Source organism: Rhodoferax sp. RT4P68, from assembly GCF_056521305.1.
Window position 1 is genome coordinate 288,080 of record NZ_JBWMBB010000002.1, and the last position, 20,055, is coordinate 308,134.

The 20,055-nt window shown below is 67.3% G+C and carries 16 protein-coding genes and 1 pseudogene; 9 read left to right on the forward strand and 8 right to left on the reverse strand.

The annotated features are described in order from the left end of the window. Positions 1-10: 10 nt before the first annotated feature. The 4 genes from AC099J_RS04795 to metK all read right to left on the reverse strand — a co-directional run bounded on the left by AC099J_RS04795 (position 11) and on the right by metK (position 5,840). Entirely contained in the window at positions 11-2,512 is a 2,502-nt protein-coding gene (locus AC099J_RS04795; protein ID WP_479614078.1) for an ABC transporter permease, read from the reverse strand. Beyond that, positions 2,496-3,182 carry an ABC transporter ATP-binding protein gene (locus AC099J_RS04800; protein ID WP_479614079.1) on the reverse strand — a complete coding sequence of 229 codons (687 nt, stop codon included), beginning with the start codon at positions 3,180-3,182 and terminating at the stop codon, positions 2,496-2,498. Before AC099J_RS04800 ends, AC099J_RS04795 begins: the two co-directional genes overlap by 17 nt. A 74-nt stretch (positions 3,183-3,256) precedes the next feature. Further along, entirely contained in the window at positions 3,257-4,492 is a 1,236-nt protein-coding gene (locus tag AC099J_RS04805; protein WP_479614080.1) for a multidrug effflux MFS transporter, read from the reverse strand. Between the two features lie 166 nt (positions 4,493-4,658). After that, positions 4,659-5,840, reverse strand: a complete 1,182-nt coding sequence (gene metK / locus AC099J_RS04810) for a methionine adenosyltransferase (RefSeq protein ID WP_479614081.1) — start codon at positions 5,838-5,840, stop codon at positions 4,659-4,661. A gap of 173 nt (positions 5,841-6,013) precedes the next feature. On the opposite strand from metK, the pseudogene AC099J_RS04815 reads away from it, so the two are divergent. After that, positions 6,014-6,898, forward strand: a pseudogene (locus tag AC099J_RS04815) (LpxL/LpxP family acyltransferase); the annotation flags it as partial. Here AC099J_RS04815 and yihA read toward each other — a convergent pair. Continuing rightward, a complete protein-coding gene (gene yihA, locus AC099J_RS04820; RefSeq protein WP_479614082.1) occupies positions 6,892-7,629 on the reverse strand; it encodes a ribosome biogenesis GTP-binding protein YihA/YsxC in 738 nt (245 codons plus the stop codon). The pseudogene AC099J_RS04815 and the gene yihA sit on opposite strands and share 7 nt — an antisense overlap. Before the next feature lie 74 nt (positions 7,630-7,703). Between yihA and AC099J_RS04825 the strand changes: the two genes are divergently transcribed. From AC099J_RS04825 to AC099J_RS04845, 5 genes are all read left to right on the forward strand, one after another. Then, a complete protein-coding gene (locus AC099J_RS04825) occupies positions 7,704-8,342 on the forward strand; it encodes a c-type cytochrome (RefSeq protein WP_479614083.1) in 639 nt (212 codons plus the stop codon). 151 nt (positions 8,343-8,493) lie between these two features. Beyond that, positions 8,494-10,632 (forward strand): cytochrome c biogenesis protein ResB, encoded by a 2,139-nt coding sequence (locus tag AC099J_RS04830; RefSeq protein WP_479614084.1) that lies wholly within the window; start codon positions 8,494-8,496, stop codon positions 10,630-10,632. Beyond that, complete coding sequence (ccsB, locus tag AC099J_RS04835; RefSeq protein WP_479614085.1) at positions 10,629-11,969, forward strand: c-type cytochrome biogenesis protein CcsB; 1,341 nt, start codon at positions 10,629-10,631, stop codon at positions 11,967-11,969. The genes AC099J_RS04830 and ccsB overlap by 4 nt, the downstream gene beginning before the upstream one ends. Positions 11,970-12,075: 106 nt before the next feature. Next, the gene (msrP, locus tag AC099J_RS04840; RefSeq protein ID WP_479614086.1) at positions 12,076-13,071 is read left to right on the forward strand and encodes a protein-methionine-sulfoxide reductase catalytic subunit MsrP; all 996 of its coding nucleotides are present in this window, start codon (positions 12,076-12,078) and stop codon (positions 13,069-13,071) included. A gap of 1 nt (position 13,072) precedes the next feature. Continuing rightward, a complete protein-coding gene (locus AC099J_RS04845) occupies positions 13,073-13,741 on the forward strand; it encodes a protein-methionine-sulfoxide reductase heme-binding subunit MsrQ (RefSeq protein ID WP_479614087.1) in 669 nt (222 codons plus the stop codon). Here AC099J_RS04845 and lysA read toward each other — a convergent pair. Both lysA and lptM read right to left on the reverse strand, forming a co-directional pair. Continuing rightward, on the reverse strand, positions 13,677-14,969 hold the full coding sequence (lysA, locus tag AC099J_RS04850; protein WP_479614088.1) for a diaminopimelate decarboxylase: 1,293 nt from the start codon (positions 14,967-14,969) through the stop codon (positions 13,677-13,679). The two genes, AC099J_RS04845 and lysA, sit on opposite strands and share 65 nt — an antisense overlap. A 139-nt stretch (positions 14,970-15,108) precedes the next feature. After that, on the reverse strand, positions 15,109-15,321 hold the full coding sequence (lptM, locus tag AC099J_RS04855) for an LPS translocon maturation chaperone LptM (protein WP_479614089.1): 213 nt from the start codon (positions 15,319-15,321) through the stop codon (positions 15,109-15,111). Between the two features lie 10 nt (positions 15,322-15,331). Between lptM and cyaY the strand changes: the two genes are divergently transcribed. Further along, a complete protein-coding gene (cyaY, locus tag AC099J_RS04860) occupies positions 15,332-15,664 on the forward strand; it encodes an iron donor protein CyaY (protein WP_479614090.1) in 333 nt (110 codons plus the stop codon). A gap of 15 nt (positions 15,665-15,679) precedes the next feature. Here cyaY and AC099J_RS04865 read toward each other — a convergent pair whose 3' ends face one another. Beyond that, the gene (locus AC099J_RS04865) at positions 15,680-18,079 is read right to left on the reverse strand and encodes a penicillin-binding protein 1A (protein ID WP_479614091.1); all 2,400 of its coding nucleotides are present in this window, start codon (positions 18,077-18,079) and stop codon (positions 15,680-15,682) included. Between the two features lie 263 nt (positions 18,080-18,342). Between AC099J_RS04865 and AC099J_RS04870 the strand changes: the two genes are divergently transcribed. Then, complete coding sequence (locus tag AC099J_RS04870) at positions 18,343-19,422, forward strand: pilus assembly protein PilM (protein ID WP_479614092.1); 1,080 nt, start codon at positions 18,343-18,345, stop codon at positions 19,420-19,422. Then, on the forward strand, positions 19,419-20,051 hold the full coding sequence (locus AC099J_RS04875; RefSeq protein ID WP_479614093.1) for a PilN domain-containing protein: 633 nt from the start codon (positions 19,419-19,421) through the stop codon (positions 20,049-20,051). Before AC099J_RS04870 ends, AC099J_RS04875 begins: the two co-directional genes overlap by 4 nt. The last annotated feature ends 4 nt before the right edge of the window (positions 20,052-20,055 follow it).

Consider the following 20,055-nt stretch of genomic DNA (forward strand, 5'->3'; position numbering starts at 1 on the left):
CCAGTGACGCTCAGTTGCCGCCGCGCAACAGCTGCGCCGGCGCAATGCGCATCTGCTGCAGCAGATAGCGAGCGCCAAGCCCCAGGCTGACGGCACTCACGCCCAGCGCTGTCAAGGCGCCGGTCCAGTACAGGCCCTGCACAGTGAGTTCCAGCCGCCGCTCCAGCAGCAAGGTGGCCAGCAGGCTGCCCGCCGCGATGGCAAAGCCGGACGTGACCAGCGCCAGCAGCAAATACTCCCAGCGCAAGGTGCGGCGCAGGCTGGACAGCCGCGCGCCCAAGGTGTGCATCACGCTGGCCTCATACACCTGGCGCACCCGGCTGGCCGCGACCACGCTGGCCAACACCAGCAGGCTGGCCAGCAGGCAGGTGCCGCCGATCACAGCCAGTGCCGAACTGGCGCGGGCCATCAGCACGCGGGTCTCGTCCAGCAAGGCTGCGGTGCGCACGGTGACGATGTTGGGGGCGGCGGCGGCCAGGCGGTCCTGCGCGGCGATGGCTGCCTGTGGGGCCAGCCAGGCCGCGCCGACATGGCGCGTGACGAACGGGTCCAGCACGCCGTCGCTGAAGATGCCCTCCAGCCATAACCGCGCCTGCACGCGTCGCTGGCCATAAATGGCGGCGAGCTCGGCCTCAACCGCCTGGCCCTGGATGTCGAAGCGCAGTTGGTCGCCGACGACCAGGCCCAGCGCGTCGGCTTCGCGGTCTTCCATGGCCACCAGCGGCGGCCCCTGGTAGCTGGCCGGCCACAGCGCACCGCTTTGGACGACCACGTCGTCCATGTTGCCGGCGCGCGTGCTGAGCTTGTGCTCGTTGCGGGCTTCACGTGCGCGGCGCCCGTCGTTGCTGGCGCGCAGGTCCTCGCCATTCACGGCGGCCAGGCGGCCCAGTACCAGTGGCGCGGTCTGCAGCCGGTCGGCGCCTTGCAGGGTGTCGCGCAGCAGGTCGAGCTGTTCGGTTTGGACGTCGTGGAACACCATGCCAGGCGCCTGCTGCGGCACCGTCTCGTTGATCGTGCGCAGCAGCGAGGCGACGACCAGCGTGCAGGCCACCAGCAGCGTGAGCGAGGTGCCCAGCGACAGCAGCGCCGGGCGCAGCGGCGAGCCCGGCCGCTGCAGGCTGGCCAGCGCCAGACGCAGTTCGAAACCGGGTTGCCAACGCGGCAAGGCCAGCAGCCGCCGCGCTGCACTGCGCAGGGCGCGCAGCAGGCCTTCGAGCAATACCAACAGCAGGGCGGCCACGGCCAGGAATCCCAGGCCGAAGCGTGGGTCGGGCAGGGCCAGCACGAGCAGGGCCGCGATCGCCAGGCCGCACGCTGCGGTTGCGGCCCAGGCCAGCGGCGGCGTCCGCAGGCTGGCGCCATCGATGCCGCGGAACAGCGCGGCCGGCGTCACCGTCAGCGCACGACCCAGCGCCGGCAGCGCGAACGCCAGCGCGGTCAGCACACCAAAGGCCAGCGCCATGCCCATCGGCAAGGCAAGCTGGGCCAGTTCCGGGGTCAGCGGCAAGCTGCGCGCAGCAAGTGCCGCGCCGCCCAGCGCAAGCCCGGCGCCCAACAGCACGCCGACGCCACTGGCGGCCACCGCGAGCAAGAGGATCTGCAGCAGCACCATCCACGCAAGCCGGCCATCGCGCAGCCCCAGCGCACGCAAGGTGGCCAGCGTGCCCAGCTTGCCCTGCAGGTAAGCCTGTACGCTGTTGAACACGCCCAGGCCGCCGATGAAGAGCGCCGAGAAGCCGATCAGCATCAGCCCCGAACCGACTTGCTCCAGCACCTGCGCCACGCGTTCACTGCGCTGCGCGAAGCTGCGCACTTCGGCGTTCGAAGCGGGGAAGGCGGCGACGAAGTTGTCGCGCCACGCGGTCACGGGCTGCTCGGTGCGCACACGGTAGTGGTAGGTCACGCGCGACAGCGGTTGCACCAGGCCCGTGGCCTGCAGCGCGCCGTCGGCCAGCAGCACGGGGGCGCCGTTCCAGTCGGCACGCAAGCTGCGGTCAGGCTGGCGCTCGATCACGGCGCGCACGGCCAGTGTCAGATCGCCGACCTGGACACGGCCGCCAGTGGACAGCCCGAGCCGGCTGGCGAGCACGCGGTCCAGCGCGACGCCCCACACGCCATCGCGCTCGGCCAGCGCGTCGGCCAGCGGGCCGGCCGGCTCCAGCGTGACTTCGCCATACAGCGGGTAGCGCGCGTCCGCGCTCTGCAGTGCGATCAACTGCGCGCGGCCATCTGCGGTGCGCAGCATGGTGCGCAGCTCAACCAGGCGCGAGACGTCGCCGCGCGCGTGGATCCAGTCGAGCGCGATGCTGTCCAGCGGCTGCGTGTGCCGCACCTCCAGATCGCCGCCGAACAGCGCGCGCGCGTCTTGCTGCAGGGCACCGGCCACCTGCCGGTACAGGCCGCCGCCTGCTGCCACCAGCGCCACACCCAGTGCCAGGCAGGCACAGAACACCCACAGCGACCGGCCACTGGCACGCAGGTCGCGCCAGGCCAGGCTAAGCAGGAAGCGCATGCGCCGGCTCCTGTTCGTGCAGCCGGCCATCGTGCAGGCGCAGCACGCGGTCGCAGCGCGTGGCGAACTCCAGGTCATGCGTGACCAGCACCATGGTCGTGCCGGCATCGCGGTTCAGCTCGAACAGCAGGTCGCGCACCAGCGCGCCGGTGTGGTCGTCCAGGTTGCCGGTGGGCTCGTCGGCCAGCAGCAGGCGCGGGCTGTGCACCAGCGCGCGCGCGATGGCCACGCGCTGCTGCTCGCCGCCGGACAGCTGGCCTGGGTAGTGGCTCTGGCGCGCGGCCAGGCCGACGCGTTGCAGGAATTCGCGCGCACGCGGATAGGCATCGCGCTTGCCGGCGATCTGCAGCGGCAGCGCCACGTTGTCCAGTGCCGTCAGGCTGGGCAGCAGGTGGAAGGACTGGAACACGATGCCCACGCGATCGCGCCGCAGATCGGCCAGTGCGTCGCGGCCCAGTTGGTCCAGGCGCACGCCGTCGACGCTGACGTGGCCGGCGGCGGGTTGTTCCAGGCCAGCCAGCAGCAACAGCAGCGAGGTTTTGCCGGAACCGGAGGGGCCGGCCACCGCCACGCTCTGGCCGGCGGGAATCTGCAGGGACACGTCGCGCAGCACGTCGATGCGCGCATCGCCCAGGCGGTAGTGCATCGACAAGGCGTCGAGTTCGATCATGGTCATGGAGGAGGGGAGCGGCTGAAAACGAAGCCCATGGGAACCGCTGGCGCGCGATTCGTTCCATCGGCATGTCAGCCGGACGCGCTGGCCTCGCGCCCGATCTCGGGCCAGCGCCGGTGCAGCCAGACCCAGGCCACCAGGCCGATCGCCATCATGCACAGAGAACCCGCCGCCAGCAGCGCGGTGGAGTGCATGAGCAGCGGCGCGATGACGCCGGCGACGATCCCGTTGGCCGCGGAGCCCACGAAGGCCTGCAGCGACGAGGCCATGCCGCGTCGCTCAGGGTGCAGGTCCAGCGCCAGCAGCGTCACGACCGGCACCATCAGCGCCCAGCCGAAAGCAAACACCGCGATCGGCAGCAACGCCCACAGCGCATGGGCCGGCCACAGCAGGTTGGCCACGAGGTTGAGCACTGCCACCACGGTCATGATCAGAAAGCCGTGCCGTATCTGCCGCTTCGGCGTGATCCGGCCGGCCAACCGGCCGCTGAGCCAGGCCCCGCCCATGATGCCGGTGATGGTCAGGATGAAGAACCAGAAGAACTGCGTGGGCGCCAGGCCCAGCAGCGTGCCCAGGAATTCGGGTGCCGACAGCACGTACAGAAACATGCCGTTGAACGGCACGCCGCTGGCCAGCGCCAGCAGCACGAAGCGTGGGTCGGCGACCAGCAGCCGGTAGCCGCGCATGAGGTGCGGCACATTGAACGACTGGCGCAGATGCGGCTGCAGCGTTTCGGGCAGCAGCTTGTAGTTGCAGACCCACAGCAGCACGCCCACCAGCGTGAGGAACCAGAAGATGGCGTGCCAGTCCAGGTGCACGAACAGCCAGCCGCCCACGATGGGCGCAATCGCTGGCGCCACGCCAAAGTAAATGGTCACCTGGCTCATGACCTTCTGCGCCTGCGCCGGCGGAAAGACGTCGCGGATGACTGCGCGCGACACCACGATGCCGGCGCCGGTCGACAGGCCCTGCAGTGCGCGGAAGAACACCAGTTGCCCGATGGTCTCGGACAGCGCGCAGCCGGCCGAGGCCAGCGTGAACACGGCGATGCCCCACAGCACCACCGGCCGGCGGCCGAAGCTGTCCGACAGCGCGCCGTGGAACAGGTTCATGAAGGCGAACCCGAACAGGTAGGCCGACAGCGTCTGCTGCATCTGAACCGGCGTCGCGCCGAGGGAACGCGCGATGCCGGAGAACGCCGGGATGTAGGTATCGATCGAGAACGGCCCGAGCATTCCCAACAGGGCGAGCAGCACCGCCAGAGCCCAGCGCGGGCCGCGCCACAGCGGCGTGGCCTCAGCGCTCATCGCATCGCGGCCTTAGAGGCCAGCCGCTGCACGCAGCGCCGCAGCCTTGTAGCGCAAGGCTGCACATCCACTGGCGTGGATGATGGCCTTCACAGGCCAGCCGCTGCACGCAGCGCCGCAGCCTTGTGGCGCAAGGCTGCGCATCCACTGGCGTGGATGATGGCCTTCACAGGCCAGCCGCTGCACGCAGCGCCGCAGCCTTGTCCGTGCGCTCCCACGTGAACTCGGGCTCTTCTCGGCCGAAGTGGCCGTAGGCGGCGGTCTTTTCGTAGATCGGGCGCAGCAGGTCCAGCATCTGGATGATGCCCTTGGGCCGCAGGTCGAAGTGCTCCTGCACCAGGGCCGACAGCTTCTCGTCGGAGATGACGCCGGTGCCTTCGGTGTAGACCGTGATGTTCATGGGCCGCGCCACGCCGATGGCGTACGCCACCTGGATCTGGCACTGGCGCGCCAGGCCGGCGGCGACGATGTTCTTGGCCACGTAGCGCGCAGCGTAGGCGGCCGAGCGGTCGACCTTGGACGGGTCCTTGCCCGAGAACGCACCGCCCCCGTGCGGGCAGGCGCCGCCGTAGGTGTCCACGATGATCTTGCGACCCGTCAGGCCGCAGTCGCCCTGCGGGCCACCGATGACAAAACGCCCGGTCGGGTTGATCAGGTACTTGGTGTCCTTCAGCCACTCCTTGGGCAGCACCGGCTTGATGATCTCTTCGATGATGGCTTCGACGAACGAGGCCTTCATCTTCGTGGGCGTCTCGCTCTGGTCGGGGTGGTGCTGGGTCGACAGCACCACGGTGTCGATGCTGTGTGGCTTGCCGTCCACGTAGCGCATCGTGACCTGGCTCTTGGCGTCAGGCCGCAGGAAGGGCAGGCGGCCGTCCTTGCGCAACTGGGCCTGGCGTTCGACCAGGCGGTGCGCGTAGTAAATCGGCGCGGGCATGAGCTCAGGCGTCTCGTCACAGGCGTAGCCGAACATCAGCCCCTGGTCGCCAGCGCCGATGTTCAGGTGGTCGTCGCTGGCGTGGTCCACGCCCTGTGCGATGTCGTTGGACTGCTTGTCATAGCAGACCATGACCGCGCAACCCTTGTAGTCGATGCCGTACTCGGTGTTGTCGTAACCGATGCGCTTGATCGTGTCGCGCGCCACCTGGATGTAGTCCACGTGCGCGTTGGTCGTGATCTCGCCAGCCAGCACGACCAGACCGGTGTTGGTCAGCGTCTCCGCGGCCACGCGCGACAGTGGGTCTTGCTGAAAGATCGCGTCGAGGATCGCATCGGAAATCTGGTCGGCCACCTTGTCGGGGTGGCCCTCGGACACGGACTCGGACGTGAAAAGAAAGTCGTTCGCCATTGAATACACTCCATCGTTTCGTGAAAAGGCAGTTACGTGTGACGCGTTGCCTCTTGCGGGGAGCATGTGGCGAACGCTTTAGCAGATCTGTTTAAGGTCGCCCTGCAAGTAGTTCAATAACTCAGCGACCGGCGCGATTCTAGTTCCATGCTCCCACTCCCCGTGATTGCCGCCGAGAGGCCCTGCGCGAGATGATGTCGAGCGCCGCCATCGTGCTGATGCGCCTGCTGGCGCCACTGCCGCTGCCGTGGGTTCGCAGCCTGGGCGCCTTGCTGGCAGCGTTGCTGTACCGCGTGGTGGGCAGTCGGCGGCACATCGCGTTGACCAATCTGGCGCTGTGCTTTCCGCACATGCCGGCGGCCGAGCGCGAGGCCCTGGCCCGCCAGTCGTTCACCGTGTTCCTGCAGGCCTGGCTGGACCGCGCCTGGCTCTGGCACGGCCGGCCAGAGATCACGCGCCAGCGTCTGCAGATGACGGGCGACCTCACACAGTTCGACGGCAAATCGCCGCTGCTGCTGTTCGCGCCGCACTTCGTCGGCCTGGACGCCGGTGCCACGGCCCTGTCGCAGCAGATCGCGCGCCAGTTCGCGACGATCTACACGCCGCAGTCCAACCGCGTGGTCGACGCCTGGGTGGCGCGGGGGCGCCAGCGCTTCGGCAATGCCAAGCTGTACAACCGCGGCGACGGCATCAAGCCCATCGTCACCGCCTTGCGGGCAGGTGAGCCCGTGTACCTGCTGCCCGACATGGATTTTGGCGCGCGCGATTCGTTGTTCGTGCCCTTTTTCGGCGTACCCGCCGCCACCGTGCCATCGCTGGCGCGGTTCGCGCGCCTGGGCCGGGCACGCGTCGTGCCCGTGGTCACGCGGATGACGCCCACCGGATACGAGGTGTGCGTGATGCCGGGCTGGGAGCAGTTCCCCACGGACGATGTCGTGGCCGACACGACGCTCATGAACCAGCGGCTGGAGGCCTATATCGCCACCATGCCCGCGCAGTATTTCTGGGTGCACAAGCGCTTCAAGACGCGCCCGCCCGGGGTCGCCTCGGTCTACTGAGGTTCGGATTCGGGTGCCGATGCCGGCACCGGCACGGCCGGCCCGTCCGGGTGCGCCCAGCGCCACAGCAGCTGGCCGGCCTCGTCGATGCCCTGGCGCTTCAGCGCCGAGAACAGCATTGCCTGCCCGCCGCCGGCCTGCAGCTTGGCGATCGACAAGGCCTTGGTCGCTTCCATGCGCGTGAGCTTGTCGGCCTTGGTCAGCAGCAGCAGGAACTTGAGGCCCTGCTCAACGCGGGGGCGTATCACCTCCAGCAGCACCTCGTCCAGCTCTGTCAGGCCCAGGCGCGGGTCGCACAGCAGCACGATGCCGGTGAGGTTCTCGCGCGTGACCAGGTAGTTGGCCATGACCTGCTGCCAGCGCAGCTTGTCTTGCTTGGGCACGGCCGCGTAACCGTAGCCGGGCAGATCGGCCAGCACCGCATCCGTGATGCCCTGCTTGCCGAGCGAGAACAGGTTGATGTGCTGCGTGCGCCCGGGCTTCTTGGAAGCGTAGGCCAGCTGCTTTTGCTGGGTCAGCGTGTTGATGCAGGTGGACTTGCCGGCGTTGGAGCGGCCCACGAAGGCAATCTCGGGCAGATCCAGCTTGGGCAGGAACTGCAGTTGCGGCGCCGTGGTCAGGAAGCGCGCCGTGTGCAGCCAGCCGGAGGCGACGACGGGGGTAGGTCCGGTGGCGGGCGCCGAGGGGGCAAGTGGGGCGGCCGAGGTGGCGGCGGGAACGGGAGCGGTCATGTCGGCAATCGGGAGGGCGCGGGGTCGCATTGTAGAATCGTGAGGTTTTGCGCACCTAAAAAACCACCCTCGATATGAAGTTGCTCGCTCCCATGCTCCTGGCTGCCCTCTTCGCGGCAACGACCATCACCGGCTTTGCGGCTGATGGGAAGCCGGCCGCACCCAAGGTGCCCAAGCCCGATCTGGTCAAGGGTGAACAGAGCTTTGCTGCCGTGTGCGCCGCCTGCCACGGTGCCGATGGCAACTCAGCCATCCCCGCCAACCCCAAGCTCGCACAGCAGCACCCGGAATACCTGGTCAAGCAGCTGCAGGAGTACAAGGAAGGCAAGCGTGCCAACCCCATCATGCAGGGCTTTGCCGCCACGCTGAGCGCCGACGACATGCGCAACATCTCGTACTGGGCCAGCTCGAAAGAGGCCAAGCCCGGCTTCGCCAAGGACAAAGAACTCGTGATGCTGGGCGAGCGCATCTTCCGCGGCGGCATTCCCGACCGCCAGATCGCCGCCTGCGCGGGCTGCCACAGCCCCAACGGTGCCGGCATTCCTTCCCAGTACCCGCGCCTGTCGGGTCAGCACGCCGACTACACCGCCCTGCAGTTGGCCGCGTTCCGCGACGGCACACGCAACAACAACCTGCAGATGACCGGCGTGGCCGCCAAGATGAACGACCGCGAGATCCGTGCCGTGTCCGACTACATCGCCGGTCTGCGCTGATCTGCGCTGCTGAGTGCGCGCCTACGCGCGTGTTGCGGAACCAAATGCCCGAACTCCAGCCTAAGGATCGGGCCGAACGGGCGGGCCCTTCTTCGGATCGGCCCGCTTTTTGTTGGCCCCGTCTGCCTGGGCAGGCCTGAACTCCACCACGATGTCCACCACCACACACGGCCTTCGCGTCCGGACCGGCTCACATGCGTGGCGTGCCACGGTCGAGCTGCTGTCGTCCATGCGGTTCGCGATCTCGCTGCTGACGGTGATCTGCATCGCCTCGGTCATCGGCACCGTGCTCAAGCAGCACGAGCCCGCCAACAATTACGTGAACCAGTTCGGCCCGTTCTGGGCGCAGGTGTTCGACAAGCTCAGCCTGTCGGCCGTGTACAGCGCGTGGTGGTTTTTGCTCATCCTGGCGTTCCTGGTGACCAGCACCACGCTGTGCATCGCCCGCAGCAGTCCCAAGATTTTTGCCGACCTCAAGGTCTACAAGGAGGGCATCCGCGCGCAGAGCCTGCTGGCCTTCGGCCACCGCGCCCAGGGCCGGATCGAGGGCACGCCGCAGGCTGCGGCAGCGCGCGTCGGCCGCGCCCTGGCCGGTGCCGGCTGGAAGGTCAAGCTGCAGCGGCGCGACACGCCCGAGGGCGAAGGCTGGATGGTGGCGGCCAAGGCTGGCGCGGCCAACAAGCTGGGCTACATCGCGGCGCACAGTGCCATCGTGCTGGTGTGCATCGGCGGCCTGCTCGATGGCGATCTGGTCGTGCGGGCGCAGACCTGGTTCAACGGCAAGACGGTCTACAAGGGCGGCGGCATGATCGCCGACGTCGCGCCCGAGCACCGGCTGTCGGTGCGCAACCCCACCTTCCGCGGCAACCTGATGGTGGCCGAGGGCACGCAGTCCAGCACCGCCATCCTGGCCCAGTCCGACGGCGTGCTGCTGCAGGATCTGCCCTTCGCCGTGGAACTCAAGAAGTTCATCGTCGAGTACTACTCCACCGGCATGCCCAAGCTGTTCGCCAGCGAGATCGTGATCCACGACCGCGAGACCGGCGCCCAGACCCCGGCGCGCGTCGAGGTGAACCATCCGGCACGCTACAAGGGCGTGGAGATCTACCAGTCCAGCTTTGACGACGGGGGCTCCAGCGTGCAGCTGACGGCCGTGCCTTTGACGCCGGGCGTCAAGCCCTTCAGCATCGACGGCATCATCGGCGGCAGCTCCGAACTCACGCGCGGCGAAGGCCCCGGCGGCGAGAAGATGACGCTGGAATACACCGCGCTGCGTGTCATCAATGTCGAGAACTTCGGCGCCGGTGCCGGCGCGCCGGTCGATGTGCGCAAGGTCGATCTGCGTGGCGCCATCGACGCGCGCCTGGGCGCTGGCAACAAGACCGTCACGCAGCGCGAGCTGCGCAACGTCGGGCCCAGCATCAACTACAAGCTGCGCGACGCGGCCGGCCAGGCGCGTGAGTACCACAACTACATGCTGCCCGTGGACACCGGCGACGGTGCGCCCTCGTTCCTGCTCGGCGTGCGCGACACGCCAGCGGAGTCCTTCCGCTACCTGCGCGTGCCGGCCGATGAAGCCGGCACGATGGACACCTTCATGCGGCTGCGCGTGGCGATTCTCGATGCCGAGCAGCGGGACGCCGCCGTGCGGCGCTATGCAGCCCGCGCCGTCGACCCGGGGCGGCCGGAGCTGGCGGACCAGCTCGCCACGTCGGCCTCCAAGGCGCTGGCGCTGTTCGCCGGCGACAGCAGCGCGGGCGGCACGTCCACGGCGCCCGGTGGGCTGCAGGCGATCGCCGACTTCATGGAATCGAACGTACCCGAGGCCGAACGCGGCCGCGCCAGCGAAGTGCTGGTCCGCATCCTGAACGGCGTGCTGTTCGAGCTGGTGCAGATGGCGCAGGAGCGTGCCGGTGCCAAACCGCTGGACACCAGCGAGAAAACCCAGGCCTTCATGACGCAGGCCGTGCTGTCGCTGAGCGACGCGCAGATCTACCCCGCGCCCATGGCGTTCCAGCTCAGCAACTTCACGCAGGTGCAGGCCAGCGTGTTCCAGGTGGCGCGCGCGCCGGGCCGCAACATCGTCTACCTGGGCTGCCTGCTGCTGATCGTCGGCATCTTTGCGATGCTGTACGTGCGCGAGCGCCGGCTCTGGGTCTGGATGGCCCCACAAGATGGGGGCACGGCGGCCACGATGGCCCTGTCGTCCAACCGCAAGACCATGGACGTGGACCGCGAGTTCCAGGTGCTCGCCACTAAACTGATCGGCGCAACAGGAGACAAACCATGAACACCGTGACGCATGAAGACACCTTGGTGCTGAACGAGGGATTCCTGTCCCGCCGCAATTGGTTCGACTGGGTGTTCGCCCTGCTCGTGGTGGCCGGCGGCGTGCTGGCGTTCTCGCGCTACCACGCGTCCATGGACATCTACGAGAAGTGGATCCTCGCCGGCACCGTGCCCAGCCTGATCTGGCTCGGCTGGTTCTGGCGGCCGCTCAAGGCCCTGGTGCTGGTGGTGGCCGGCTTGGCGCTCGTCGCCATGGCTCTCTACCAGGTCGACGGCCAGGCCGACCTGGCGCGCGCCGACCAGGTGTTCTGGCTCAAGTACTTTCTGTCCAGCCAGTCCGCCATTCTGTGGATGAGCATGCTGTTCTTCATCAGCACGGCCTTCTACTGGGGCGGCATGGTGTCGCGCAACCCCGCAGCCGCGCTGGATCTGCTCGGCTCGCGCATCGCCTGGGCTGCGGTCACCATGGCGTTGGTCGGCACCATGGTGCGCTGGTATGAGAGCCACCAGATCGGCCCGGACATCGGCCACATTCCGGTCAGCAATCTGTATGAAGTGTTCGTGCTGTTCTGCTGGCTGACGGCGACGTTCTACCTGTACTTCGAGGCCCAATACCGCACGCGCGCACTCGGCGCCTTCGTGATGCTGGTGGTCAGCGCGGCAGTGGGCTTTCTGCTTTGGTACACGGTGGTGCGTGAGGCGCATGAGATCCAGCCGCTGGTGCCGGCGCTGAAGAGTTGGTGGATGAAGCTGCACGTGCCGGCCAACTTCATCGGCTACGGCACCTTTGCGCTGGCAGCGATGGTGGCCTTTGCCTACCTGATCAAGCAGCAGGCCGGCGAGACACGCTGGTGGCGACTGGCGCCGCTGTGGCTGCTGGGCATCGTGCTGTGCTTCGAGCCCATCGTGTTCCGCCAGGGCGGGGCTGAGGGCGGCAGCAGCTACTGGGCGGTGTACTTCGGCATCTCGGCGCTGATCGTCGCGGGCATCCTGTTCGGGCGCCGGCGCATTGCGTCGCGCCTGCCCAGCTTCGAGGTGCTGGACGATGTCATGTACAAGGCGATTGCCGTCGGGTTTGCGTTTTTCACCATCGCCACCGTGCTGGGCGCGCTGTGGGCGGCCGAGGCCTGGGGTGGCTACTGGAGCTGGGACCCGAAGGAAACCTGGGCGCTGATCGTCTGGCTCAACTATGCGGCCTGGCTGCACATGCGGCTGATGAAGGGTCTGCGCGGCACCGTGGCCGCCTGGTGGGCGCTGGTGGGCCTGGCCATCACCACCTTTGCCTTCCTGGGCGTCAACATGTTCCTGAGCGGCCTGCACAGTTACGGCACCCTCTGACATCTTTATTTCGTGCCGGCTGCAACCATGGCGGCTGTTCCAACGTACTAGAGCGCAAGGCCCTGACGCACTTTGGCGGCGGGCGATGTTCACGACAGGAAGCACGATGCTGATCAAGACGAATTCCGACGGCTTCACCCACCCGGCAGCCAGCGAGATCACTGCGCAAGGCGCCTACCAGAGCCGGCGCGACCTGATGCGCTGGATGGCAACCGGCGCTGCGGGCGCCGCGCTGGCGACGTGGGCCCAGCGCGAAGCTTGGGCGCAAGCGGCACGGCCGAACAAGCTCGCGGCCTTGCCCGGCGCCAAATCCGCTGTGGCCGGCGCGGTCACGATGGAGAAGCTGACCGACTACAAGGACGCCAGCACCTACAACAATTTCTACGAGTTCGGCACCGACAAGGCCGACCCGGCCAGGAATGCCCACACGCTGAAGACGGCGCCCTGGTCCGTCGAGATCGAAGGCCTGGTCAAGAAGCCCGGCAAATACGCCCTGGAAGACCTGCTCAAGATGGGCGCGCAGGAAGAGCGCACCTACCGCATGCGCTGCGTCGAGGGCTGGTCCATGGTGATCCCCTGGGTCGGCTATTCGCTGAGCACACTGATCCAGCGCGTGGAGCCGCAGCCCGGCGCCAAGTTCGTCGAATTCCTGACGCTGGCCGACCCCAAGACCATGCCCTTCGTCGGTTCGCGCGTGCTGACCTGGCCATACGCCGAAGGCCTGCGCATGGACGAGGCCATGCACCCGCTGACGCTACTCTCGTTCGGCATGTATGGCGAGGTGCTGCCCAACCAGAACGGCGCGCCGGTGCGCCTGGTCGTGCCGTGGAAATACGGCTTCAAGAACGCCAAGAGCCTGGTCAAGATCCGCTTCACCGACAAGCAGCCCGAGACGGCCTGGAACAAGGCCGCTGCCAACGAATACGGCTTCTACTCCAACGTCAATCCCGAGGTCGACCACCCACGCTGGAGCCAGGCCACCGAGCGCCGCATCGGCGAAGACGGCCTGTTCGCCAAGAAGCGCAAGACGCTGATGTTCAACGGCTACGAGGCCCAGGTGGGCCAGCTGTACGCCGGCATGGACCTGAAGAAGAACTACTGACGTGAAGGCCCTGCTGCTGCACCCGGCCGCCAAGCCGGTGCTGTTCGCGTTGTGCGCGCTGCCCTTCGCCTGGCTGGTGTGGAACGTGTTCCAGGCCCAGCTCGGCCAGGCCAACATCCTCGGTGCGAACCCGGCCGAATACCTCATCCGCGCCACTGGCGACTGGACGCTGCGCTTCCTGTGCATCGTGCTGGCCGTGACGCCGTTGCGCGTGCTGGCCGGCATGCCGGCGCTGGCGCGCTTTCGCCGCATGCTGGGCCTGTTTGTGTATTTCTACGTGGCGGTGCACCTGCTGTGCTACGCCTGGTTCGACATGGGCTTCGACGTGGCGGATATCACGGCCGACATCATCAAGCGGCCGTTCATCCTGGTGGGCTTCCTGGGTTTTCTGCTGCTGACAGCACTGGCCGCCACCTCGTTCAACCGCGCCATCAAGGCCATGGGCGCCAAGCGCTGGCAGACGCTGCACAAGCTGGTCTACGCCGTCGCCGGCCTGGGCATCCTGCACTTCTTCTGGATGCGCTCGGGCAAGAACGACTTTGCCGAAGTGGCCGTCTACGCCGCCATCCTCGGCGCGCTGCTGCTGTGGCGCGTGTGGCGCCGCTTCAAGCCGCCGGCAGCAGCACCTCGCCCCGCATCTGGTCCGTCACGCTCTCGCGCGCGCGGATGAGGTGGGACTGGGCGCCATCGACCAGCACCTCGGCCGGCCGGCCGCGCGTGTTGTAGTTGCTGGCCATGCTCATGCAATAGGCTCCGGCCGACAGCACGGCCAGCTGGTCGCCGGGCTGCACCGCCAGCGCCCGGTCACGTGCCAGCCAGTCGCCGCTTTCGCACACCGGGCCGACCACGTCGTAGACGGTGGTCGCATCTGCGCGTGGCGCTACCGGCACGATCTGGTGGAAGGCCTGGTACATGGCCGGGCGCGGCAGATCGTTCATCGCCGCGTCAACGATGCAGAAGTTCTTTTGCTCGCCCGGCTTGAGGTACAGCACCTGCGTCACGCACAGGCCGGCATTGCCAACCAGCGAGCGGCCGGGCTCGATCATCAACAGCCGGTCGCCATAGCCGCGTGCATCCAGCTTGGCCAGCAGCTGGGCCCACAGGCTGTCTGCTGCGGGTGGTGCAGTGTCGCCAGGGCCGCCATAGGCAATGCCCAGGCCGCCGCCGAAGTCGATGTGTTCCAGGCGAATGCCTGCTGCCTCGATCGCATCCACCAGATCGAGCACGCGGTCCATCGCGTCCAGGTAGGGCGCCTCCTGCGTGATCTGCGAGCCGATATGGCAGTCGATGCCCACCACGCGCAGGCCCGGCAGACTGGCAGCGCGGCGGTACAGCGCCAGCGCCTCCTCGTGTGCCACGCCGAACTTGTTGCCCTTCAGGCCGGTGGAGATGTAGGGGTGCGTCTTGGGGTCGACGTTCGGGTTCACGCGGATGCTGACCGGTGCCTTGTGGCCGGCCTGGCGGGCGATCTCGTCCAGTACCTCCAGCTCGGCCGCGCTTTCGACGTTGAAGCAGGCAATGCCATGGTCCAGCGCCAGTCGCATCTCGGCGCGTGTCTTGCCCACGCCCGAGAAGATCACCTTGGCGGCATCACCGCCGGCGGCCAGCACGCGCTGCAGTTCGCCGCCGGAGACGATGTCGAAGCCGCAGCCCGCGCGCGCAAACACCTGCAGCACGCCCAGCGACGAGTTGGCCTTCATCGCATAGTGGATCTGTGCGCGGCGTCCGGCAAAGCCGCGCTGGTAAGCCGCCAGCGCCGCCAGCATCGAGGCCTTGGAGTAGACGAACAGCGGCGTGCCATGCGCCTGCGCCAGCGCCGCCACCGAAACGTCTTCGACCTGCAGCACGCCGTCGTGGTGGTGCACATGGGGATGGCCGGGCAGGGGAGTGGACGTCATGGGGCAGGCAGAGCAAAAGGTAGGAATGATAGGCAGCCGTGCGTGCCCGTGCCATGTGCAAAACAAGGCCCGCGCGCTCTGCAGGCGAGACTTTGAACGATGCGTGGACCGGCGACCGTGAGATCGCAGGTGGTGCCGATTAACGCCCGGGCAGGGGCAGCGGCGGCGTGCCGTACTGCGTGCTGACTGGCGCCGATGCGGCGGCGGCTGGCAGCGTGGGCACAAGCGATTGGCCCAGTGAGGCGCGCGTGCCGCCGGGCGCAGGGCCATACGCCAGATCACCCTTCTGGCCGCAGGCTGTCACGATCAGCGGGACGAGGGCGATTACTAGAATGCGGGTCACTTTGCACATGGCGGAAATTATGACCGACCCCGAATTCCTGGACCGCGCCGAGCAGCTGCTCGCGGCCGTGGAAGCGAGCTGCGACCGCATCAACGACAGCACCGATGCCGATCTGGACAACCAGCGCAGCGGCGGCATGGTCACCATCAGTTTTCGCAACGGCAGCCAGATCGTGGTGAATCTGCAAAGGCCGCTGCACGAGGTGTGGCTTGCGGCCCGCTCCGGCGGCTACCACTACAAGGTTGACAGCGGCCAGTGGCGCGACACCAAGGGCCAGGCCGAGTTCTTCGACCAGCTCTCGCGCGACGCCAGCGTGCAGGCCGGCCAGCCGCTGGCGTTTCGGCCGGGTTAGGGCTCCGACGGGCGCCTAGTTGCGGAACAGGTCGAGGATGCGGTTGCGCTCCTCGGGCGGTGGGGGGGCAGCCGCAGGCGGCATGCCATTGGCCGGGGGCGGTGTCTCCAGGCCCAGGCTGCTCACACCGCTGCTGCGCGCGTACTCTTCGTAGAACCACTCGCCGCCGTTGTTGACGACGCCGGCGGGCGGCACCAGTGGCGCCACCGGCACGCCCTTCAACGCCGTTTCCATGAAGTTGATCCACACCGGCAGTGCCAGGCCACCGCCGGTTTCGCGTGCGCCCAGGTTGCGCGGCGTGTCATAGCCGATCCAGGCCACCGCCGTCAGCGTCGGCTGGAAGCCGGCGAACCAGGCATCGATCGCGTCGTTGGTGGTGCCGGTCTTGCCGTAGATGTCGGGCCGCTTCAGCGTGGCCTGCGCGCGTGCTGCAGTGCCGCGCGAGGTCACTTCGCCCATCAGGTTGGTCATCAGAAAGGCATTGCGCGCCGAGATGCCGCGCATCGATTCGTCCAGCTCATGGGGCCGGGGCTCGACCAACGTGCGGCCCTTCTGGTCGGTGACCTTGGTAATCAGCCAGGGGTTGACGCGGTAGCCGCCGTTGGCAAAGACCGAATAGGCGGTGGCCATCTGCATCGGCGTGACGGAGCCTGCGCCCAGCGCCATCGTGAGGTAAGCCGGGTGCTTGTCGCTGTCGAAGCCGAAGTGCGAAACCCACTCCTGCGCGTTGCGCGGGCCCACGGCCTGCAGCACGCGGATCGACACCATGTTCTTGGACTTCGCAAGGCCGGTGCGCAGGCTCATCGGCCCGTCGAACTTGCCGTCGTAGTTCTTCGGCTCCCAGGGCTGGCCGCCGGTGAAGCCGGCGTCGAAGAACAGCGGTGCATCGTTCACCACCGTCGCGGGCGTGAACCCCTTTTCCAGCGCAGCAGAGAAGATGAACGGTTTGAAGCTGGAGCCCGGCTGGCGCCAGGCTTGCGTGGCGTGGTTGAACTTGTTCTTCTGAAAGTCAAAGCCGCCGACCAGCGCACGGATCGCGCCGTCACGCGGGTCCATGGCGACGAAGGCGCCTTCGACCTCGGGCAGCTGGGTGATCTCCCAGCCGCCCTTGGCCATCTTCACGACGCGGATGATCGCGCCGCGGCGGATCTTGATGTTGGGCGGCGCGCTAGCGGCCAGACCCGACTGCGCCGGCTTCAGGCCGTCGCCGGTGATCTCCACTGTGTCGCCGTTGGCGCGCACTGCGGCGATGCGTTTGGCATTGGCCTCCAGCACGATGGCCGACAGCACATCGCCGTTGTCCGGATGCTCGGCGAGCGCATCGTCGATCGCGTCTTCCAACGTGGCCGGGTCGGTGGGCAGGGTGACGAATTTTTCTGGGCCGCGGTAGATCTGGCGGCGCTCGAAATCCATCAAGCCCTTGCGCAGCGCGCGGTAGGCGGCGTCCTGATCGGCGGCGTTCAGCGTGGTGTAGACGTTCAGCCCGCGCGTGTAGGTCTCGTCGCCATACTGCGCGTACATCAGCTGGCGCACGGTCTCGGCCACGAATTCGGCATGCACCCGGTTGGCCTCGCCGCCTGAACGGATGCGCAACTCCTCGGTCTTGGCAGCCGACGCCTGGGCCGCCGTGATGAAGCCGTTCTCCAGCATGCGGTCGATGATGTGCAGTTGACGCACGCGCGCCCGCTTCGGGTTGCTGATCGGGTTGTAGGCCGACGGGGCCTTGGGCAGGCCCGCCAGCATGGCCGCCTCGGCGATGCTGAGATCTTTCATCGGCTTGCCGAAATAGGTGTCCGCCGCCGACGCAAAACCATAGGCCCGGTTGCCCAGGAAGATATGGTTCATGTAGATCTCCAGGATCTGGTCCTTGCTGAGCCTGTGTTCCAGCTTGAAGGTCAGCAGCATCTCGTAGATCTTGCGCGTGTACGTCTTCTCCGACGTCAGGTAGACATTGCGCGCCACCTGCATCGTGATGGTGGAGGCGCCCTGGCTCTTGAGCTGGCCCATGTTGGCCAGTGCCGCGCGTACCACGCCCTTGTAGTCCACGCCACCGTGGTCGTAGAAGCGCGCGTCTTCGATCGCCAGCACCGCGTCCTTCATCACTTGCGGGATCTCGCCGATCGGCGTCATGTTGCGGCGCTCTTCACCGAACTCGGCCAGTTGCACGCCCTCACTCGAGTACACGCGCAGCGGCAATTTGGGCCGGTAATCCGCCAGCTCGGAGATGTCGGGCAGGTTGGGGTAGGCCACCGCCAGCGCCAGGCCGACCAGCAGCGCAAGCCCGGCCACGCCCGCCAGAGCGATGCCCGTGACCCACAGCAATGCGCGACCCAGCTGCGCCAGCAAGCCGCGCGCGGGGGGCCGGCCGGAGGCCTCGGCATGGCGGGGCTTGGGGTCGTGGGAAGGTGGGGACATAGGGGGCTTGGGTCTGCGTCTGAAAGGCGGGGCTGAGGCTCAGCCAGTCCGCCATTTTGCCCTGCCACCGTTGGCCCGCGCTGGCGCAAGGCCGCAGCATGTCTGGCGCTGTTGGCACCGGTAGCCTGCGCAGCGCCGTCGGCTTTTGACAACGCTCATTCGGCCCTCGGCCTCAGGCGGCTTCCTGCACATAACTGTTGCTGATAGCATCCCAAAAGCTTGTCAGTATTTGTATCTCTTTGCGAGCAATTCGGGAGACGGTTTTGATCTCTTTAGGATCGCTTTTCAGTCGAAAGCCCGGACCGCTTCTCGGAATCGACATCAGCTCCTCCAGCCTCAAGCTGGTGGAACTGGCCCATGACGCCGGCGGCAACCTGGTCCTCGCGCACTGCGCGATCGAGCCGCTCGAGCGTGGGTGGATCACCGATGGCAGCATCGAAAAGTTCGACGAGGTCGCCGAGGCCGTGCGTCGGCTCGTCAAGAAGAGTGGCACGCGCACGCGCAACGTCGCCATGGCCCTGCCACCTTCGGCCGTGATCACCAAGAAGATCGTGCTGCCCGGTGGCATGACCGATCAGGAGCTGGAGTTCCAGGTCGAGTCCGAGGCCAACCAGTACATCCCGTTCTCGCTCGAAGAGGTCAGCCTCGATTTCTGTGTCATCGGCCCCAGCGCCACTTCCGTCGGTGATGTCGAGGTGCTGATCGCCGCTTCGCGCAAGGAGAAGGTGCATGACCGCCAGGGCCTGGCCGAGGCGGCAGGTCTCAAGCCTGTGGTGCTGGACATCGAGTCGTATGCCTCGCGGCTGGCCGCCAGCCGCCTGGTGGCTCGGCTGCCGCAGCAGGGCGTGGGCATGGTGGTGGCGCTGTTCGAGGTGGGCGCCATGACCACCAGCATGCAGGTGATGCGTGACGACGAGGTGCTGTACGACCGCGACCAGGCCTTCGGCGGCGCACAGCTCACGCAGCTGATCGTGCGCCAGTACGGCTTCTCGGTCGAAGAGGCCGAAGCCAAGAAGCGCAGCGGCGAGTTGCCCGAGGACTACGCCGAGGGCGTGCTGCGGCCCTTCGTCGAAAGCCTGGCGCAGGAGATCGGCCGCGCGCTGCAGTTCTTCTTCACCAGCACGCCGTACAACCGCGTCGACCACGTCATGCTGGCCGGCGGATCTGCCGCACTGCCGGGCCTGGCCGAGGCCGTGGCGACGCATTCGTCCTTCCCCGCCAGTGTGGTGAACCCATTCGAAGGCATGGAGATCGGCAAGGATGTGCGCATGAGCAAGATGGCGCGCGAGGCTTCCTCCTATCTGACCTCCTGCGGTCTGGCGATGCGGAGATTTCTGCAGTGATCCTGATCAACCTGCTGCCCCATCGCGAGGCGGCGCGCAAGCTCAGGCGGGACACCTACAACGTCCTTCTGGGTGTGGCGGCGCTGGTCGGCCTGCTGATCGGGGTCGGCATCTACCTGGCCTATCAGAATCGCATCACCGAGCAGCAGGGCCGCAACGCCTTTCTGCAAAGCCAGATCAAGGTGCTGGACAACCAGATCAAGGAAATCGCCACGATCGAGCAGGAGATCGCCGCCCTGACCGCGCGCCAGAAGGCCGTGGTAGACCTGCAGGCCGACCGCAACCTGCCGGTGCACCTGCTCAACGAAATGGTCCGCCAGATGCCCGATGGCGTCTACATCACCAATCTGCGACAGGACAACCAGGCCGTCACCATCCAGGGCGTGGCGCAATCCAACGAACGCATCTCCGAGCTGCTGCGCAATCTGGCAAACAACACGCCCTGGCTGTCCAAGCCTGATCTGGTCGAGATCGTGGCCGGCAACCTGGCGCTGACGCCACGCGACACCCGGCGCGTGGCCAACTTCAATTTGCGCGTGCGCTTGATGCGCGCCAGTGAAATCCAGCAGCCGGCGCCGGCCCCGGCTCCAGCAGCTGCCGCCTCGCGGCCGGCCGCGCCCAGCCGCTAGCAGG

What these genes read in the sequence shown, in the direction of transcription:
- AC099J_RS04805 (WP_479614080.1), bottom strand. Translation starts at nt 4,492, where the DNA reads ATGAGCGCTGAGGCCACGCCGCTGTGGCGCGGCCCGCGCTGGGCTCTG.
- AC099J_RS04800 (WP_479614079.1), bottom strand. Translation starts at nt 3,182, where the DNA reads ATGATCGAACTCGACGCCTTGTCGATGCACTACCGCCTGGGCGATGCG.
- lptM (WP_479614089.1), bottom strand. Translation starts at nt 15,321, where the DNA reads ATGTGCAAAGTGACCCGCATTCTAGTAATCGCCCTCGTCCCGCTGATC.
- metK (WP_479614081.1), bottom strand. Translation starts at nt 5,840, where the DNA reads ATGGCGAACGACTTTCTTTTCACGTCCGAGTCCGTGTCCGAGGGCCAC.
- cyaY (WP_479614090.1), top strand. Translation starts at nt 15,332, where the DNA reads ATGACCGACCCCGAATTCCTGGACCGCGCCGAGCAGCTGCTCGCGGCC.
- msrP (WP_479614086.1), top strand. Translation starts at nt 12,076, where the DNA reads ATGCTGATCAAGACGAATTCCGACGGCTTCACCCACCCGGCAGCCAGC.
- AC099J_RS04830 (WP_479614084.1), top strand. Translation starts at nt 8,494, where the DNA reads ATGTCCACCACCACACACGGCCTTCGCGTCCGGACCGGCTCACATGCG.
- lysA (WP_479614088.1), bottom strand. Translation starts at nt 14,969, where the DNA reads ATGACGTCCACTCCCCTGCCCGGCCATCCCCATGTGCACCACCACGAC.
- AC099J_RS04865 (WP_479614091.1), bottom strand. Translation starts at nt 18,079, where the DNA reads ATGTCCCCACCTTCCCACGACCCCAAGCCCCGCCATGCCGAGGCCTCC.
- AC099J_RS04795 (WP_479614078.1), bottom strand. Translation starts at nt 2,512, where the DNA reads ATGCGCTTCCTGCTTAGCCTGGCCTGGCGCGACCTGCGTGCCAGTGGC.
- yihA (WP_479614082.1), bottom strand. Translation starts at nt 7,629, where the DNA reads ATGACCGCTCCCGTTCCCGCCGCCACCTCGGCCGCCCCACTTGCCCCC.
- ccsB (WP_479614085.1), top strand. Translation starts at nt 10,629, where the DNA reads ATGAACACCGTGACGCATGAAGACACCTTGGTGCTGAACGAGGGATTC.
- AC099J_RS04825 (WP_479614083.1), top strand. Translation starts at nt 7,704, where the DNA reads ATGAAGTTGCTCGCTCCCATGCTCCTGGCTGCCCTCTTCGCGGCAACG.